This window comes from Pseudomonas sp. PB105 (assembly GCF_009764655.1).
GTDB lineage: Bacteria > Pseudomonadota > Gammaproteobacteria > Pseudomonadales > Pseudomonadaceae > Aquipseudomonas > Aquipseudomonas cyclaminis.
In genome coordinates this window covers 66860-84053 of sequence record NZ_RWIO01000027.1, presented here as the reverse complement: position 1 = coordinate 84053, position 17194 = coordinate 66860, and the positions used below count along the sequence as shown (strand labels likewise).

The window sequence follows — 17194 nt, the reverse complement described above, 5'->3', positions numbered from 1 at the left end:
ACATTTTAGTGTTGTCCTTGGCTTGGGTTCGGGTTAGATGCCCATATTGCCCAAGGTGATCATGATATTGCGCAGCGTCCCGGAAATCACCGGGTGCTCCTCATCGAACTCTATGGCCGCTTTATTCACATCGTCGGAAATGCTGGGTGTTTGAGTGGCCGGCTCAAGATCAAGTTGTAATTCAAACTTGGCAATCAGGGCTTCCAGCGCTTCACGTTTTTCTTCCGGCAGTGGCGGTTCCTGTTCCAACTGCCCGCGCAGGATATTGACCTGTTCTTCCAGTTTTTTGCGATCAGGCATGACGTTCTTCCTTTTATCGATAGGCACTGGCATAGACCGCGGCACGCCGAGAAAGGTCTACGGGCTGACCTGCAGATTAATCCACCGGCGCCGACTGTGCATGATCTCGATCAGGGCTTTTCGCCTTTGAGCTGGCGCAGGCTGATGTCCGCCAGGCAGGTGCCGAGTTCGCCGAGGTGGTCGATCACCGAATGTACGCCCAGCCCATACAGCGCCACGGTGGCTTTACCACGCTTGCGCTCGCGTTCCGGTTCGCTCAACGCTTGCCATTGCGCGGGTGGCAGTCCGCATAGCGAGCCGCAGGAGGCGAGGCCGATGGTCCACAGCCCGGCGTTGAGCCCCGATTGCAGCAAACGCGGTTCGCCACTGACCAGTACGCAGCCTTCAAGGCGTTGAATGTTCAGTTCCATCAAGGCTTCCCAACAGGCATGGGGCGCGGGCCAGCGGATGGAAGAGGGAGAGGCGGCCTTGAGCCAACCAGGTAATACGGCGGCCAATGGTGTGGTCACCGAAGGCGGCAGCTCATCCAGCCAGGCGCAGGGGACACCTTGTTCCTTGAGGCTGCGCAGGATTTTCAGGGCACCGGGCGTGGCTTGGGAGTCCTGGAAGGGTGAATCGGTACGCGCCTGGGAACCAAAGTCCACCAGGCAACCACTCAGGCCAAACAGAACAGCAGTCAAGGCGGGTGCGCTGGCGATGGCTATCTCGGCGTGAGGCATGTCGACATCCCTGAAATAGCTGTGACGCTATCGGGGCCGGATGACAAGCCGATGACAGGGAGGTTAATTGTAGGAATTTTGTCCATTTTCTGTGTGTCGTTTCCTGACGACTGCCTAAATGGACGCTTCCGTCATATACTGACGGCCTCATTCAGGGCATAGCGCCCATGACAGACCATTCAAGGAGCAAAAGCTATGCGCTGGAGCCATTACTTCGCTCAGCTGTCGGTGTGTGCCACCGTCATGCTGGCCCCGTTCGCTGCCCAGGCTGCGACGGAAGATGATCCATGGGAAAGCGTCAACCGCCCGATCTTTACCTTCAACGACACCGTTGATACCTATGCCCTCAAGCCTTTGGCCCAGGGGTATGAGTGGATCACGCCGCAATTTGTCGAAGACGGTATCCACAACTTCTTCCGCAATATCGGCGATGTCGGCAACCTGGCCAACAATGTGCTGCAACTCAAGCCGCATAACGCAGGCGTTGATACGGCGCGTTTGCTGGTCAACACCACCTTCGGCGTGCTGGGCTTCATTGATGTCGGCACCAAAATGGGGCTGCAACGCAGCGATGAAGACTTCGGTCAGACCCTGGGTTACTGGGGCGTGGGCAGCGGTCCCTACGTGATGCTGCCTTTGCTGGGCCCGAGCACACTGCGTGATGCACCGTCCAAATACGTCGACAGCTATACTCAACCGTATCGCTACATGAACGATATTGGCTGGCGCAACAGCACCATGGGCCTGAACATTGTCGATACCCGTGCCAGCTTGCTCGACAGTGAGAAGCTGATCACCGGCGACAAGTACACCTTCATTCGTAACGCCTACCTGCAGAACCGCGAATTCAAGGTCAAGGATGGCAAGGTCGTCGACGACTTTTAAGCTGTGATGTTTTGAAATGAAAAAAAAGGCGACGCTTGGCGGTCGCCTTTTTTATGCGCGGGTTTCAGCGCATTTTCAGGATCTTGAGGCCTAGGTGCTGGTTTTCGCCCTCGTTCTTGGCCCATACCACTTCGGTATCTGCTTCCAGGCCGGCAAGGGCTGCATGCTCCGAATCGATGCGTACGGTCAGTTTATCGCCCACGTTGAACTGGCGGGGTGCCTGCACCTGCATCCCAGAGCTGGAAAGGTCCACGCAAACCCCGGCAATCTCCTGCCCGGCGTGGATCAAAGACACCTCGGCATCCACTCGCATGCGGATGAAATCGCGTTTCTCGGCGTAGTCGCGCTCGTGTTCGCTCATGGGTTCCATCCTTACTTTGTGTTGTGGTCGTGGCTATTCTTATAACTCCCGGTGATTTGCGATGTAAAGACGCCCGGCGACCATCGGCATGAGCTTGAAACACCTGGCGGATGGGAGTACCGTCTGCGCCTTAGAAGGGCACCTCTGCTTTACAGTTGTGCGTGGGCAATACGCCTATGCTTTGTAGGACAGAGAGGCTAGAAAGCGAATCCAGTAGTGTGATCCCGGCCATTGCCGAGTCGCCTACGCCAACCTAATTCTGGCGCCGTTTGCCCACATGCAAAAAACCAGTGCCACGCTGCTGATAATCGATGACGACGAAGTAGTGCGCGCGAGCCTCGCGGCCTATTTGGAAGACAGTGGCTTCAGCGTCCTGCAGGCCAGCAATGGCCAACAGGGTCTCCAGGTATTCGAGCGCGACCAGCCCGACCTCGTGATCTGCGATCTGCGCATGCCCCAGATGGGCGGCTTGGAGCTGATTCGCCAGGTGACCGAGATTGCCCCGCAGACGCCGGTGATTGTCGTGTCCGGCGCTGGCGTGATGAACGATGCTGTCGAGGCTTTGCGCCTGGGGGCGGCCGACTACCTGATCAAACCCCTGGAAGACCTGGCGGTGCTGGAGCACTCGGTGCGCCGCGCCTTGGATCGTGCACGTTTGCTGGTCGAGAACCAGCGTTACCGCGAAAAGCTCGAAACCGCCAACCGCGAACTCGAAGCCAGCCTCAACCTGCTCCAGGAAGACCAGAACGCCGGTCGCCAGGTGCAGATGAACATGCTGCCGGTCAGCCCCTGGACTATCGACGAGTTCAAGTTTGCGCACCAGATCATCCCCTCGCTGTACCTGTCGGGTGATTTTGTCGACTATTTCCGTGTGGATGAGCGACGTGTGGCGTTTTACCTGGCCGACGTTTCGGGCCACGGCGCGTCTTCTGCTTTTGTCACCGTGTTGTTGAAGTTCATGACCACGCGGCTGTTGTTTGAATCCAAGCGCAATGGCACCTTGCCGGAGTTCACCCCGTCCGAGGTGCTGGGCCACATCAACCGAGGCCTGATCAGCTGCAAGCTGGGCAAGCACGTGACGATGGTCGGCGGCGTTATCGATGAAGAAACCGGTCTTTTGACCTACAGTATTGGCGGTCACCTGCCGATGCCTGTTTTATACACTCCCGACAGTGTGCGTTACCTGGAAGGGCGTGGTCTGCCCGTCGGCTTGTTCAATGAAGCCACCTACGAAGACCACATCCTGGAACTGCCGCCGACCTTCAGCCTGACGCTGATGTCCGATGGCATCCTGGACCTTCTTCCAGAGCCTACACTCAAAGAGAAAGAAGCCGCCTTGCCCCAACGGGTCAAGGCAGCGGGCGGCAGCCTGGATGGCCTGCGGCAGGTTTTTGGATTGGCCACGCTAGGGGAGATGCCGGATGATATCGCCCTATTGGTGTTGAGCAGGAATCTTTGATGAGTACCGGAAGAATCCAATTCGCTGAGCAAGACGGGACCTTCGTCCTGAAATTTGTCGGTGAAGTGCGCCTGACCTTGTGTTCGGCGCTGGATGCGACGATTGAGCGGATCTTCACTGCGCTGAATTTCTCGGCGATCGTGATCGATCTGACCGAAACCCGCAGCATCGACAGCACCACCCTTGGCCTGCTGGCCAAGTTGTCCATTCTGTCTCGGCAGAAGGTCGGCCTCTTGCCGACAGTCGTCACCACCCACGAAGACATCACCCGGCTGCTGCAATCCATGGGCTTCGACCAGGTGTTCAACATCGTTGATCGCCCGATCCCGTGCCCGGAATGCCTGACCGACCTGCCTTCCCAGGACCAGTCCGAGGAAGTCGTGCGGGTGAAGGTGCTGGAAGCGCACAAAATCCTGATGGGCCTCAACGAGTCCAATCGCGAAGCGTTCCACGACCTCGTGAATGCCCTGGAACGTCACTGATCCCAATTCAAACGCTATCAAACAGTGGGAGGGGGCTTGCCCCCCGATGGCGGACTGTCAGTTACAAATAAGTTGACTGACCCCCTGCTATCGCGAGCCCCCTCCCACATTTAGTTTGCGACTGGCTTGAGACTGGCGCACAAAAAAGGGCGGTACCCCAAAGGTACCGCCCTTTTTGCCGCTATCCGCCTTTACAGCTTGGCCGACAACAACGCCTCCAGCTTCTCCTGGTCCCGCGCGAACTGACGAATCCCCTCCGCCAGCTTCTCAGTCGCCATCGCATCCTCGTTGGATTCCCAGCGGAACTGCGCTTCAGTCATATGCACCCGCGCTTCACCGGCATGCCCTGGCGACAACTTGCGTTCCAGCTTGCCTTCATCCGCCGCCAGCTTTTCCAGCAGGTCCGGGCTGATGGTCAGGCGGTCACACCCGGCCAGCTCTTCAATCTGGCTCAGATTACGGAAGCTCGCACCCATCACCACGGTCTTGTAGCCATTGGCCTTGTAGTAGTTGTAGATGCGCGTCACCGACTGTACGCCCGGATCATCGGAACCGGTGTAGTCGTTGCCATTGGCCTTCTTGTACCAATCGTAAATACGACCCACGAACGGCGAAATCAGGAAGACCCCAGCCTCGGCACACGCCACGGCCTGGGCAAAGGAGAACAGCAGCGTCAGGTTGGTCTGGATGCCTTCTTTTTCCAGCTTCTCCGCCGCGCGGATGCCTTCCCAGGTGGAAGCGATCTTGATCAGCACGCGGTCACGGCCAACGCCGGCTTTGTCGTACAGGTCGATCAGACGGTGCGCACGCTTGAGAATCGCGCCTTCGTCGAAGGACAAGCGCGCATCCACCTCAGTGGAAATACGGCCCGGAACCACTTTCAGAATCTCTTGACCTACCGCTACTGCGAAACGGTCACTGGCCAGGCCCACATCACCGTTGCAATCTTGCACGCACTCATCGAGCAGCTTGGCATAGCCCGGAATCGACGCGGCCTTGAGCAGAAGGGAAGGGTTGGTAGTCGCATCCTGCGGCTTGAGCTTGGCGAGGGTAGAAAAATCGCCGGTATCGGCTACGACAGTGGTGAATTGCTTGAGTTGTTCCAGCTTGGAAGTCATGGGCGTGCTCTGTCCTATGGGTCTGATGACATTACCCGAGCGCCGACAGGTGCTCAAGGGCGCAAATGCGTTCGATCGTTTGCGAGGGCAACAACCTGAAAACAGCCGGTTGAATGCTCGGCCATACTGCTCAATAGGAGGGCAAAACTGACCGCAGGTTCAACCCAACTGCCATGTGGGCAACGCGGTCCCGTGATGCACACTGTTAAAAATGTGGAAGGGGGTTTGCCCCCGATAGCACTGTATCAGTCGGTCCATATCCACTGACCCGCTGCAAGCCAACCAATCAACGCCCTTCCAACAAAGCCCCAGCCTGATCCAGCAATGCCAACGGATCCGCAGCCTTATGAATATCCACCGACAACAACTGCCTGAACTTGCGCGCCCCAGGGAACCCGGTACCGAGTCCCAGCACATGCCGCGTAATATGATGCATCGTCCCGCCACCGGCCAAATGCTCAGCAATATAAGGCCGCAATTGCGCCAACGCCTCAGCCCGGCTGATCACCGGCGCCTCACTCCCAAACAACTGCTGATCCACCTCCGCCAGCAGATACGGATTGTGATAAGCCTCCCGGCCCAGCATCACCCCATCAAACGTCTGCAAATGCTCGTGGCACTGCCCCAGCGTCTTGATGCCCCCGTTGAGCACAATCTCCAACTCCGGAAAGTCCTGCTTCAACTGCGCCGCCACGTCATAGCGCAACGGCGGAATGTCCCGATTCTCCTTCGGCGACAACCCTTCCAGAATTGCAATCCGCGCATGCACGGTGAAACTGGTGCAACCCGCATCCTTCACCGTCCCGACGAAATCACACAGCTCGGCATAACTGTCCCGACCGTTGATCCCGATACGGTGCTTCACCGTCACCGGAATCGAAACCGCATCGCGCATCGCCTTCACACAATCGGCCACCAGCGCAGGGTGAGCCATCAGGATCGCGCCGATCATGTTGTTCTGAACGCGGTCGCTTGGGCAGCCGACGTTCAGGTTCACTTCGTCGTAACCAGCGGCTTCGGCCATGCGGGCGCAGGCGGCCAGATCAGCTGGGACACTGCCGCCCAACTGCAACGCCAGCGGGTGTTCGGCTTCGTTGTGGCGCAGAAAGCGGTCGTGGTCGCCGTGGAGGATCGCGCCGGTGGTGACCATCTCGGTGTAGAGCAGGGTGTGTTTGGAGAGTAGACGTAGGAAGAACCGGCAGTGGCGGTCGGTCCAGTCCATCATCGGGGCGACGGAGAAGCGGCGGGAGAGTGGGGCGGTTTGTAGGGGCATGGGGGAATCTGAGTCAGCGAGGCGAATGGGGTGCAGTTTATCAGGGATGGGTATTGGGTGTCGGTGGTGTGCAGTTCACCTCGTACGGGGACGTTACCGTGTATGAAGCACGCCGAGAATTGCAGGCTATCACCGCCTACCCGGTACGGGATTAGATAAGACCAGTTGGGTACTGCCCATTCGCGGGTGTTTTTGACCCTGCCTTCACGGCCCATGGAGGGAAACTGAGCCGGTTTGTCGACGCTGGCGCAAATAGCGCCGAAGAAATAATCAGCAACCTATTGATTTTCAAGGAAAATTAGTTGGCTTCGTCTTCCGGGTTTTTGAGTGCTTTTTTAAGCCACTCAAGTGTGAGGTGTGTTTGGGAGTGAATCGTTGCTTTTCCTCTGCCAACGCAAAGCCGGGTATCGTGGTCTGACCCCGATATCCCGCGCCACTCACGGTGACGCGGGTAGAACCCAAGCCCTTCACCTAGGGTAGTCGGCATAAAGCAGAGTCAGTTATCACGACCCGGCGCCAAGAGAGTCATGCAATAAACGCATGCTTACATGGCTAACCTCTCCAGTATCAATGTCTATCACGCTCAATGTACCGTCCGAAAAAGAGCAACCAGTATCGATATAAACGACATTGCCCAATGTATGCACATGGGGGACTGTCGAGTGGCCCACATATAACTTATCCAGACCTATGATCGGTGCCTGGTTTTGCTGTTCTATTCTTTCCCTGGCATAGAGTGCGGTGTTCAACGCTTGTTGTTGGGCGGATTCCCCGCGCATGCCACTGATAGCGTCTTTGGCGTCTTGCCAACTTTGGGTAGCACATGAAAGAAAGGCTTCAGCATGGACAATGCCGATTTTTCGACCATCCGATAAGTTGACCTCGATCATGACTGGGAGCGTTTGCAGTAGGTTGTAGATCTCGTTCTGGACGCTGGGCGACAGCGCGTAAAGCCACGCTCCGCCGTTTCGGGTGTGCCTGTTGATGTCGCCGCGACCGGATAGGCAATCAATAAGCATCTGCTCGTGGTTGCCACGTACGCCGTAAAACCATGGTTCGCTGAGCCACTTCAACACGTCAATAGAGTCAGGGCCTCTATCAATAAGATCGCCCACACAAAACAAGCGATCTTGTTGGGTGTTGAAGTTTACTTTTTCCAGGAGTGACGCGAGTAGCTTGAAATGCCCGTGAATATCACCCACCACAAAGTCGCGGCCCTTTGGGTTGGATTCAAATACTTTGATGGTGGACATGTTCAAGGCTTCGATGGGGTGGACATTAACGGACTATATCATTGCCAATGCCTGCGAAAACCTGGCGTCATCCCCAAATCAGGCAACCTGAACCCTACCTGTCGCCCAGCAAAGCTTCATAATTCCCTGCGCCGTTGAGGTCTACGATTCCCTGCAAGAGAGGACCCCAGCGCCTCCAGCCCACAGGGAACTGAAACCATGATTTCAAACCTCGTCAAAATCACAATGATCACCGGCACGTTGTTGTTGAGCGCTTGTTCATCTTCCCCAGCCGTGAGCAGTGACCCGTGCTTTTCAGGTGGATGCCAGGCATTTGGCGACCGCAGTCCCAACAAAGCCACCAAGATGAATGCTGGTGGCAGTGGGCTGGGGAGTAGTTATGGGGAGTATGGGTCGGGGTTGTTGCATGATGATTGATGGGGTGGTGGGGCAGTGGGGCAGTCACTGGGGTGGTGACTGACCCATTGCTATCGGGGGCAAGCCCCCTCCCACATTGGAACTGAGATTGGGGCGGGAAATGTCAGTGGCCGCCCTTCATGCGCCGCGCGATCACGTAAATGCCCAGCCCGACCAGCGCCGTAGCGGCACCTATATAGCCGGTACTGGTCCAGCCCAACCCCGCCGTAATCGCCATCCCGCCAAACCATGGTCCCAGCGCGTTCGCCAGGTTGAAGGCCGCGTGGTTGGATGCCGCCGCGAGGCTCGGTGCTTCATGGGCGATGTCCATCAGGCGGATTTGCAACGGTGCGGCCAGGGCGATCATGGTGCCGACCAATGCGATGCCCACTAGCACGCCCCATAGCGAACTCGCTGCAAAGTGGAAGAACACCAGCACGGCCATCGACCACACCAGAATCCAACCCACCGCGCGAAATTGCATGCGGTCAAACAGCTTGCCGCCGGCGATGTTGCCAATGATGCCGCCGACGCCAAACGCGGCGAGGCCGAAGGGGATCCACTGCGGTGACACTTTGGTCACTTCGAGCATGGTCGGCGCCAGGTAGCTGAACACGCAGAACATGCCGGCAAAGCCAATCGCGCCGATGGACAGGGCCATCCACACCTGGGGCTTGGTGAAGGCGCGCAGTTCCTTGCGCGGGTCGCTGCGTTGTTCGTCGTGGCGGTGGGGTACGAATTGCCAGACCAGCGCAATGGTGCACAGGGCGATGACGCTGACCAGCGCAAACGCCGAGCGCCAGCCCAGGTGTTGGCCGAGGAAGGTGGCGATGGGGTTGCCCAGCAACATGGCCAGCGTCAGGCCGAGCATTACCCGGGCGACGGCGCCGGCACGTTTGTCGTTGGGCACCATGCTGGAGGCGACCACGGCGGCGATGCCGAAGTAGGCGCCATGGGGCAGGCCGCTGATAAAGCGGAACGCCACCAGCGAGCCGAAGGTCGGGGTGAAGGCTGTGGCGAAGTTGCCCAGTGCATACAGGCCCATCAACAACAACAGCATGTGTTTGCGCAGCAGCTTGGCGCCGAGGATGGCCAGCAGGGGCGCGCCGACCATCACACCCAGCGCGTAGGCGCTGATGGCGTGGCCGACCTGGGGTTCGCTTAAACCCAGGTTCTGGGCGATGTCGGGCATCAGGCCCATGATGGCGAATTCGCCGGTGCCGATTGCGAAAGCGCCCACAGCCATGGCCGCTTCCATTTTGGCGGCACTGCGCGCGGGCAGCACGTGCCCGGGTGTTTGGTGGATAGACATGGATCGCCTGTTTGGAAGGAGTGCATAAAGGAGAGCCGCCGATGCTACGCAAGCTGCGGCGAAGGTGTCTAGAACCGCTGATTCAGGCAGAGTTCCGTGCCTGTGACCCCACGTCGCGCCTACCATACTTGACACCGGCCCGATAAAAGCCGCGATTTAGAGCTGTCAATTGGCCAAACGGCGCATAAACGCTGTTTGCCGTGATATTCTGCGCGCCGTCCTGGTCTAGTCTTTCCTGGTGCGTACACCCGTATACGTCCCAGCGATTGGCTGTCGCCCAGGTAGCTGAAGCCAATAATGATAAGAAGTCAGCGCAGAAGGGACATAAAAGTGAGGTCGATACGTCGGCCTTGTGTGCCCACCCTGCGGCCCTCGTGTGAATGTGCAAACCCCGCGGTACGTTGCCTGGCGTAGCGTGATCGAGGGTTGCCCGTTCTCCGGGGTAGCGGGGCGGATGGCGTTTTATCATAGGTGCTACTGATGTTTAAGAAAGTAAACACTGCCCTGCTGGGGCTGGCTTTGTCGATGGGGATCACGTCCGTTCACGCGGAAGAGGCAAAGAAAGTCGATGTGCTGCTGATCGGCGGCGGCATCATGAGTGCGACCCTGGGTGTCTGGCTTAACGAGCTGGAACCGGAATGGTCGATGGAAATGGTCGAGCGCCTCGATGGCGTGGCCGAAGAAAGCTCCAACGGCTGGAACAACGCCGGTACCGGTCACTCGGCCCTGGCTGAGCTGAACTACACCCCGGAAGACAAGAACGGCAACGTTGAGATCCCGAAAGCGGTCGAGATCAACGAAGCGTTCCAGATCTCCCGTCAGTTCTGGTCCTGGCAGGTCCAGCAGGGCGTGCTGAAGAACCCGCGTTCGTTCATCAACACCACTCCGCACATGAGCTTTGTGTGGGGCGATGACAACATCAAGTTCCTCAAGAAGCGCTACGAAGCCCTGCAAGCGAGCCCGTTGTTCGCCGGCATGCAGTACTCCGAAGACCCGGCGCAGATCGCCAAGTGGGTTCCGCTGATGATGGAAGGGCGTGACCCGAACCAGAAAATCGCGGCCACCTGGAGCCCGCTGGGTACCGACATGAACTTCGGCGAGATCACCCGCCAGTTCGTTGCTCACCTGCAAACCACGCCTAAGTTCGACCTGAAGCTGTCGAGCGAAGTGCAGGACATCACCAAGAACGCCGACGGTTCGTGGCGTGTCAGCTACAAAAACCTGAAAGACGGCACCAAGACTGAAACCGACGCCAAGTTCGTGTTCATCGGCGCTGGCGGCGGTGCACTGCACCTGCTGCAAAAGTCGGGCATTCCTGAAGCCAAGGAATACGCTGGCTTCCCAGTGGGTGGTTCGTTCCTGGTGACCGATAACCCGACCATTGCCGAGCAGCACCTGGCCAAGGCCTACGGTAAGGCTTCGGTTGGCGCGCCACCGATGTCGGTTCCGCACCTCGACACCCGCGTGCTGGATGGCAAGCGCGTGATCCTGTTTGGCCCATTCGCGACCTTCTCGACCAAGTTCCTGAAAGAAGGCTCGTATCTGGACCTGCTGACCAGCACCACCACCCACAACATCTGGCCGATGACCAAGGTTGGTATTCGTGAATACCCACTGGTCGAGTACCTCGCCGGTCAACTGATGCTGTCCGATGACGACCGCTTCAAGGCGCTGCAAGAGTACTTCCCGAACGCCAAGCAATCCGACTGGCGCCTGTGGCAAGCCGGTCAGCGCGTGCAGATCATCAAGCGTGACGAAGAGCAGGGCGGCGTCCTGAAACTCGGTACCGAAGTGGTCAGCTCCGCCGACAACACCATTGCAGGCCTGTTGGGTGCATCGCCAGGCGCGTCCACCGCGGCTCCGATCATGCTGACCGTGCTGCAGAAAGTGTTCAAGGACAAGGTCGCTACCCCGGCCTGGCAGGAAAAACTGCACCAGATCGTGCCAAGCTACGGCACCAAGCTGAATGACAGCCCTGAAGCTGTTGCGAAGGAATGGGCTTACACCGCCAATATCCTGCAACTGCCTACACCGCCGGTAATCCCGGCGAAGGCTGCTCCCAAGGCGACCGAGGCTGCCAAGCCTGCGGCTGAGCCGAGCAAGCCGGCGTCTGACCTGGCGCTGTAAATCGCTCGTGGGGGGCTGAATCAGGACCCTACCGGTAACAAAAAGCCCGCTGAACCGATAACGGTCAGCGGGTTTTTTTGTGCGTGTTAAGTGCGCAAGCGCTTCATTCAAGCCAGCCTGGGAATTTGGTCTGCACGTTTAACCGCTAACGTTCAGCGGTTCTTGAAGATCAGTATTCAAATATTGAAGCCTTTTTTCAGTTGCTCATGCAGATGCAGCGCCAAATGGTTTGCGCTGCCGGTATTGCCGTAGTGATCGCAGGCCTGGTGCTGGTACGGTCGAAACGACCGACTGTCGCATGTGCCTCTTGATGCCCTTGGGTTCAGCAACCTGACAGATACTGCCTGTTAAAAAAGTACCCATGCCACGCAGGAGCGCGGCTGCAACACAGGAGGATTTTTTTACTGGTGCAGGTGTTGGGCGTCAGCGCCCGAGGGTTTTCTATGTTGCTACGTTATGCGGCATTGGCGGCGGTGGTCGTCGCGGCATCCGGGTGTGTGCAAGAGCGTGTGGTGCATGAGCGCCGGCCGCCGCAACGTGAATATGTCGAGGTGGTTGCGCCGCAACCGCCGCCGGTGCAGGTGATTGAAGTCGAGCCACCTGTGCGCGAAGGTTACATATGGTCGCGCGGTTACTGGCGCTGGGAAGGCGGACGATACGTGGCGGTACACGGCCACTGGGAGCCGGTGCGCGAAGGCTATCGCTATGTGCATCCGCACTGGGTGCCGCGCAATGACGGGTATCACTGGCAGGTAGGGGGTTGGGTTCGCTGAGCCTCGTATCAACAAAACCTGCCCGGTGCCGCAACGCCGTGACTCAGGTCAGTCGTTTCATAGCCGCCGTCTTGGCGGCCTTGAGATCAAAGGTCGCGGTGTATTCACACCCGGCTGCGTGGGCGCAGCGTTCTATCAGGCAGTCGGCAAAATCAGCGTTGTTCGCCGCGAATCGCCGAAGCGCCTGCCAGATGACTTCAGCGTGTTCGATGGTCAGCTCACGGGTGCGCAGCAACGTTTCCAGAACGGTGACCACGTCACTCTTCGTGCACGGGTAACAGCTTTGTAACACCCAGACCAACTCCACCACGGACACCAGGCTGACAAAGCCTGGCGCAAGGGTGGTGAGGGATTCGATCAGCGCGGATGCCTTGGGGGACTGCACCGGATCATCCTGGGTGACGTAGCGCACCAGTACGTTGGTATCCAGCCCGATCATCCGCCATTCGCTCCCCGCGCAGCGATGGCACGGTTCATATCGTCAATGGACACCGCTTCTGCAGGCTTGCGGATCAGCCCCTTGAGGTCCTGCACCGTTTTGCTCGCTGCAATGATCGAAAATTTGCCGTCTTCCATTTCGACAAACTCGACGCGGTCTCCTGTTTCGAGGCCGAGTGCGGTCCTGACTTGTACGGGGATGGTGATTTGCCCTTTCGAGGTGAGTGTGGCGGTGGCCATAGTGAGTATCTCCAACATGATGCTCCTTACCTTAGGGTAAGGAATGATGGAGGACAATATCCGTTGGTCCATAGGGTGGCTCGCAGGTGTGAGTGAGTCGCAATAGTCAAACCCTAGTCCGGATTCCCCGTACTCACACCCTTGGCCATGGGCCAAAGCGATACAAACTATGACCTACCGCCAGCCCTGTTGCCTTATTGCACCACGCGATAACAAGGCACATACGCCGCGCCGCCCGGTAACTTCATGCGGTGCTGGGCAACAAACGCCTGCAGCAGCTCATCCAGCGGCTTCATGATGGCCGGGTCGCCATGGATCTCGTACGGGCCATGCTCTTCGATCAGGCGGATGCCCTTGTCCTTCACGTTGCCCGCCACGATCCCCGAGAAGGCCCGGCGCAGGTTGGCCGCCAGTTCGTGGGGTGGCAGCGTGTGGCTCAGTTGCAGGCTGGCCATGTTCTCGTGCGTCGGGTCGAAGGGGCGCTGGAAGCCTTCGTCGATTTTCAGCAGCCAGTTGAAATGGAACGCATCGTTGCGCTCGCGGCGGAACTGTTTCACCGCCTTGAGGCCGGCGGTCATCTGGCGGGCCACTTCGGCCGGGTCGTCGATGATGATCTGGTAGTGCGCCTGCGCCGCTTCGCCGAGGGTGGCGCCGACGAAGGCGTGCAGCTGTTGCAGGTACGGCGCGGCCTGTTTCGGCCCGGTGAGAATGACCGGGAAGGGCACGTCGCGGTTGTCCGGGTGCATCAGGATGCCGAGCAGGTACAGGAACTCTTCAGCCGTGCCGGCACCGCCCGGGAAGATGATGATGCCGTGACCGACACGCACAAAGGCTTCCAGGCGTTTTTCGATGTCCGGCAGAATCACCAGCTCGTTGACGATCGGGTTCGGCGCTTCGGCGGCGATGATGCCCGGCTCGGTCAGGCCCAGGTAGCGCCCGCCGGTGATGCGTTGCTTGGCGTGGGAAATGGTTGCGCCCTTCATCGGGCCTTTCATCACGCCGGGGCCGCAACCGGTGCACACGTCGAGGCTGCGCAGCCCCAGTTCGTGGCCGACTTTCTTGGTGTATTTGTATTCTTCGGTATTGATCGAGTGCCCGCCCCAGCACACCACGATCTTCGGCTCCACGCCCGGACGCAGCGTGCGGGCGTTGCGCAGCAGGTGGAACACGTAGTCGGTGATGCCCTGGGAGTTGCTCAGGTCGATGCGCTGGCTGTCGAGTTCGTTCTCGGTGTAGACGATGTCGCGCAGGGCGCTGAACAACATCTCACGGGTACTGGCGATCATTTCACCATCGACAAACGCGTCGGCTGGCGCGTTCAGCAGTTCCAGGCGCACGCCACGATCCTGCTGATGGATGCGCACTTCAAAGTCTTTGTAGGCGTCGAGGATGGTCTTGGCGTTGTCGATGTGCGCGCCGGTGTTGAGGATCGCCAGGGCGCACTGGCGGAACAGGGTATAGATGCTGCCGGTACCGGCTTCGCTCAGTTGCTGGACTTCACGTTGGGACAGGGTTTCGAGGCTGCCCTTGGGGCTGACGGAGGCATTGATGACTTGGCGTTGGAGCATTCTGATTCCTTGAAAGCACAGCCACCGCAGCCGTGGAGGCGCGATGGCTTGAGAATGGTGGGCGCCGTAAACGGTCGCACGATCCGGATATTTACCTCAGGCGCAGGGCCCAGCGCAAATACCGTCCACCCCCATCATGCCGCAGAACTTACTGAATCAGCTTCCAGTTTTTGTAGAAAACCCGACGCAGGGTAAAGACCATCCCCGAAAACCCAGCGATCACGGCGTTGAGCACGGACGGCAACGGCGTCGGCCGTACGATATCGATAAACAGACAGTAACGTTTGGCGTCATTTTTGTTGAAGGACGCGTGCATCAGCGTGTCATCGAAGATAAACAGCGGGTCGTCATGCCAGTAATGCTTGTGCTTGCCCACCTGGATGTAGACGCCCTCGTGATGGGGCGCCGGCGCCATGTTGTAGAGCACGCGAAACATCATGCGCAGCGGGCCGAAGTGAAAGGAGGTCGAGCGGTTTTCGTTGAAGACGGACACACCGATGGTCTTCACGAACGGCAGTTTCTCCCGCAGTTTCGGGATGTCCAGGGTGGTCTCGATCGGCCGACCGTACCATTGGAAAAACAACATGCCGCGCTTCTTCTCGGCCATGCGTTCGTCCAGGTACCCGATGATTTCATCCTTGTGCGCCATAGCGTCGTCGATCACCTGTTGCAGGTCCTGTCGCCAGGCGAGTGGCAGGTCATGCATCGTGTAAACGTGGCGGTTACGCGAACTCAGCAGGTCGAACAGCGTGTTGAACGGCGCCAACAGCCAGGTGTTGCGGCCACTGCCAATAAAGTATTTCTTGATGGTGCTCTTGTCATACAGGCCGTTACGCAGGAAGTCGTAAATACCGCACACCAGTACCAGGCAGAGGAACACCAGTGTGGTTTCGGGGAATACATCGATAATCAGCAGCACGCCGAGTACCCAGGCGACCGATACCGCTTTTTTACGCAAAGCAGGCTTGTTCATGCAACTCAGCTCCAGGAGGACGCCATTCGACAGTCGGATCCGTGGCCGCGAGTGGTGGGGTTTTTGAAACATATTGAAACAACTGCGTCATGATAAGACGTTCTGCGACGCAAGGGCGTATTAAATAGTGCGAATTTGTGAAGGCTTTGCACCGTTTTCAAGCCTTGCCAGCCGTGTGTGGATTGGATTTTGTAAACGGAAGATTTACGTCTATCGTGACGCTTCGGTTTTTCGGGCGTCATAGACCGGTACGATTGAAGTTGAATGGCCACCATTGGCCTTCGGCACCTTGGAAGAGGCAGAAATTTTTATGATCATCAAACCGCGGGTTCGTGGCTTTATCTGTGTGACCGCTCACCCTGTTGGCTGTGAAGCGAACGTCAAAGAGCAGATCAACTACGTAACTGAAAACGGCGTCATCGAAGGCGGCCCCAAGAAGGTGCTGGTCCTCGGCGCTTCCACCGGCTACGGCCTGGCCGCGCGCATCAGTGCTGCGTTTGGCTGCGGCGCCGATACCCTGGGCGTGTTTTTTGAGAAAGAAGGCGAAGAAGGCAAGCTCAGCTCCGCCGGCTGGTACAACAGTGCTGCGTTCGAGAAGTTTGCCGTCGAAAAAGGTCTGTACGCCAAGAGCATCAACGGCGACGCTTTCTCCGACGACATCAAGCGCCTGACCATCGAAACCATCAAGAAAGACCTGGGCAAGATCGATCTGGTGGTCTACAGCCTGGCCGCGCCACGCCGTACCGATCCTAAAACCGGTGAAGTGTATAACTCCACCCTCAAGCCGATCGGCAAAGCCGTGACCCTGCGCGGTATCAATACCGACAAAGGCGTTGTGGTCGACACCACCCTTGAGCCTGCGACCCAGGAAGAAATCGACGGCACCGTGAATGTCATGGGTGGCGCTGACTGGCAATTGTGGATCGACGCCCTGCGTGACGCCGACGTCCTGGCCGAAGGCGCCAAGACCACTGCGTTCACCTACCTCGGCGAGAAGCTGACCCAGGACATCTACTGGAACGGCTCCATCGGCGAAGCCAAGAAAGACCTCGACAAGAAAGTCCTGACCCTGCGCGACAACCTGGCCGCACTGAAAGGCGACGCCCGTGTGTCGGTACTCAAGGCGGTGGTTACCCAGGCTAGCTCGGCGATCCCGATCATGCCGTTGTACCTGTCGTTGCTGTTCCGCGTGATGAAAGAGCAGGGCACTCACGAGGGCTGCATCGAGCAAGTCTACGGCCTGTTCAAAGACAGCCTGTACGGCAGCGAGCCGAAACTCGACGCCGACGGTCGTTTGCGTGCCGACCTGGCTGAGTTGGAGCCAAAGGTCCAGGACGCCGTTGCGGCACTGTGGAATCAGGTTACCGACGAAAACGTCAACGAGATCAGCGATTTTGCCGGCTACAAGGCAGAGTTCCTGCGCTTGTTCGGCTTTGAAATCGATGGCGTGGATTACGAGGCTGATGTGAACCCGACCGTCAAGATCAACGGTCTGGTCCAGGCCTAAACGCGGTTGA

The 17194-nt window shown here is 58.3% G+C and carries 18 protein-coding genes; 7 read left to right on the top strand and 11 right to left on the bottom strand.

Translation table 11 applies throughout. The features are described from left to right. Positions 1-33: 33 nt before the first annotated feature. Together EJD88_RS05190 and EJD88_RS05185 are read right to left on the bottom strand one after the other, a co-directional pair. Positions 34-300 carry a DUF4404 family protein gene (locus tag EJD88_RS05190; RefSeq protein ID WP_158877076.1) on the bottom strand — a complete coding sequence of 89 codons (267 nt, stop codon included), beginning with the start codon at positions 298-300 and terminating at the stop codon, positions 34-36. 110 nt (positions 301-410) lie between these two features. Continuing rightward, positions 411-1019: an HAD family phosphatase gene (locus EJD88_RS05185; protein WP_158877074.1), complete on the bottom strand. Its 609-nt coding sequence runs from the start codon at positions 1017-1019 to the stop codon at positions 411-413. A gap of 195 nt (positions 1020-1214) precedes the next feature. Between EJD88_RS05185 and EJD88_RS05180 the strand changes: the two genes are divergently transcribed. Beyond that, entirely contained in the window at positions 1215-1904 is a 690-nt protein-coding gene (locus EJD88_RS05180) for a VacJ family lipoprotein (protein ID WP_099587413.1), read from the top strand. A 64-nt stretch (positions 1905-1968) separates the two neighbouring features. Here EJD88_RS05180 and EJD88_RS05175 read toward each other — a convergent pair whose 3' ends face one another. Next, the gene (locus tag EJD88_RS05175) at positions 1969-2265 is read right to left on the bottom strand and encodes a PilZ domain-containing protein (RefSeq protein WP_158877072.1); all 297 of its coding nucleotides are present in this window, start codon (positions 2263-2265) and stop codon (positions 1969-1971) included. Between the two features lie 277 nt (positions 2266-2542). Here EJD88_RS05175 and rssB point away from each other — a divergent pair, with 277 nt between their 5' ends. Both rssB and rssC read left to right on the top strand, forming a co-directional pair. Then, positions 2543-3724: a two-component system response regulator RssB gene (gene rssB, locus EJD88_RS05170; protein ID WP_099587411.1), complete on the top strand. Its 1182-nt coding sequence runs from the start codon at positions 2543-2545 to the stop codon at positions 3722-3724. Next, the gene (rssC, locus tag EJD88_RS05165; protein ID WP_003172602.1) at positions 3724-4206 is read left to right on the top strand and encodes an anti-sigma factor antagonist RssC; all 483 of its coding nucleotides are present in this window, start codon (positions 3724-3726) and stop codon (positions 4204-4206) included. The genes rssB and rssC overlap by 1 nt, the downstream gene beginning before the upstream one ends. 191 nt (positions 4207-4397) lie before the next feature. Here rssC and tal read toward each other — a convergent pair whose 3' ends face one another. The 3 genes from tal to EJD88_RS05150 all read right to left on the bottom strand — a co-directional run bounded on the left by tal (position 4398) and on the right by EJD88_RS05150 (position 7850). Continuing rightward, complete coding sequence (tal, locus tag EJD88_RS05160) at positions 4398-5324, bottom strand: transaldolase (protein ID WP_099587410.1); 927 nt, start codon at positions 5322-5324, stop codon at positions 4398-4400. Positions 5325-5610: 286 nt separating this feature from the next. Further along, the gene (gene dusA / locus EJD88_RS05155) at positions 5611-6597 is read right to left on the bottom strand and encodes a tRNA dihydrouridine(20/20a) synthase DusA (protein ID WP_158877071.1); all 987 of its coding nucleotides are present in this window, start codon (positions 6595-6597) and stop codon (positions 5611-5613) included. 503 nt (positions 6598-7100) lie between these two features. Further along, on the bottom strand, positions 7101-7850 hold the full coding sequence (locus tag EJD88_RS05150) for a metallophosphoesterase (protein ID WP_158877069.1): 750 nt from the start codon (positions 7848-7850) through the stop codon (positions 7101-7103). A gap of 198 nt (positions 7851-8048) precedes the next feature. Between EJD88_RS05150 and EJD88_RS27150 the strand changes: the two genes are divergently transcribed. Further along, on the top strand, positions 8049-8267 hold the full coding sequence (locus EJD88_RS27150; protein ID WP_256673676.1) for a hypothetical protein: 219 nt from the start codon (positions 8049-8051) through the stop codon (positions 8265-8267). 103 nt (positions 8268-8370) lie between these two features. On the opposite strand, the gene EJD88_RS05145 is transcribed toward EJD88_RS27150, so the two are convergent. Next, positions 8371-9558 carry an MFS transporter gene (locus EJD88_RS05145; protein WP_099587364.1) on the bottom strand — a complete coding sequence of 396 codons (1188 nt, stop codon included), beginning with the start codon at positions 9556-9558 and terminating at the stop codon, positions 8371-8373. A gap of 480 nt (positions 9559-10038) precedes the next feature. Here EJD88_RS05145 and mqo point away from each other — a divergent pair, with 480 nt between their 5' ends. Further along, positions 10039-11685 (top strand): malate dehydrogenase (quinone), encoded by a 1647-nt coding sequence (gene mqo, locus EJD88_RS05140; protein ID WP_158877067.1) that lies wholly within the window; start codon positions 10039-10041, stop codon positions 11683-11685. A gap of 443 nt (positions 11686-12128) precedes the next feature. Beyond that, complete coding sequence (locus tag EJD88_RS05135; protein WP_099587362.1) at positions 12129-12458, top strand: YXWGXW repeat-containing protein; 330 nt, start codon at positions 12129-12131, stop codon at positions 12456-12458. A 43-nt stretch (positions 12459-12501) separates the two neighbouring features. On the opposite strand, the gene EJD88_RS05130 is transcribed toward EJD88_RS05135, so the two are convergent. The 4 genes from EJD88_RS05130 to EJD88_RS05115 all read right to left on the bottom strand — a co-directional run bounded on the left by EJD88_RS05130 (position 12502) and on the right by EJD88_RS05115 (position 15677). Further along, positions 12502-12897 (bottom strand): PIN domain-containing protein, encoded by a 396-nt coding sequence (locus tag EJD88_RS05130; protein ID WP_158877065.1) that lies wholly within the window; start codon positions 12895-12897, stop codon positions 12502-12504. Continuing rightward, entirely contained in the window at positions 12894-13208 is a 315-nt protein-coding gene (locus EJD88_RS05125) for an AbrB/MazE/SpoVT family DNA-binding domain-containing protein (protein ID WP_178117217.1), read from the bottom strand. Before EJD88_RS05125 ends, EJD88_RS05130 begins: the two co-directional genes overlap by 4 nt. A gap of 122 nt (positions 13209-13330) precedes the next feature. Further along, a complete protein-coding gene (gene ppnN, locus EJD88_RS05120; protein WP_099587360.1) occupies positions 13331-14704 on the bottom strand; it encodes a nucleotide 5'-monophosphate nucleosidase PpnN in 1374 nt (457 codons plus the stop codon). Positions 14705-14852: 148 nt separating this feature from the next. Next, the gene (locus EJD88_RS05115; RefSeq protein WP_099587359.1) at positions 14853-15677 is read right to left on the bottom strand and encodes an aspartyl/asparaginyl beta-hydroxylase domain-containing protein; all 825 of its coding nucleotides are present in this window, start codon (positions 15675-15677) and stop codon (positions 14853-14855) included. Between the two features lie 310 nt (positions 15678-15987). Here EJD88_RS05115 and fabV point away from each other — a divergent pair, with 310 nt between their 5' ends. After that, positions 15988-17184: an enoyl-ACP reductase FabV gene (gene fabV, locus EJD88_RS05110; RefSeq protein WP_112196924.1), complete on the top strand. Its 1197-nt coding sequence runs from the start codon at positions 15988-15990 to the stop codon at positions 17182-17184. Positions 17185-17194 lie beyond the last annotated feature (10 nt).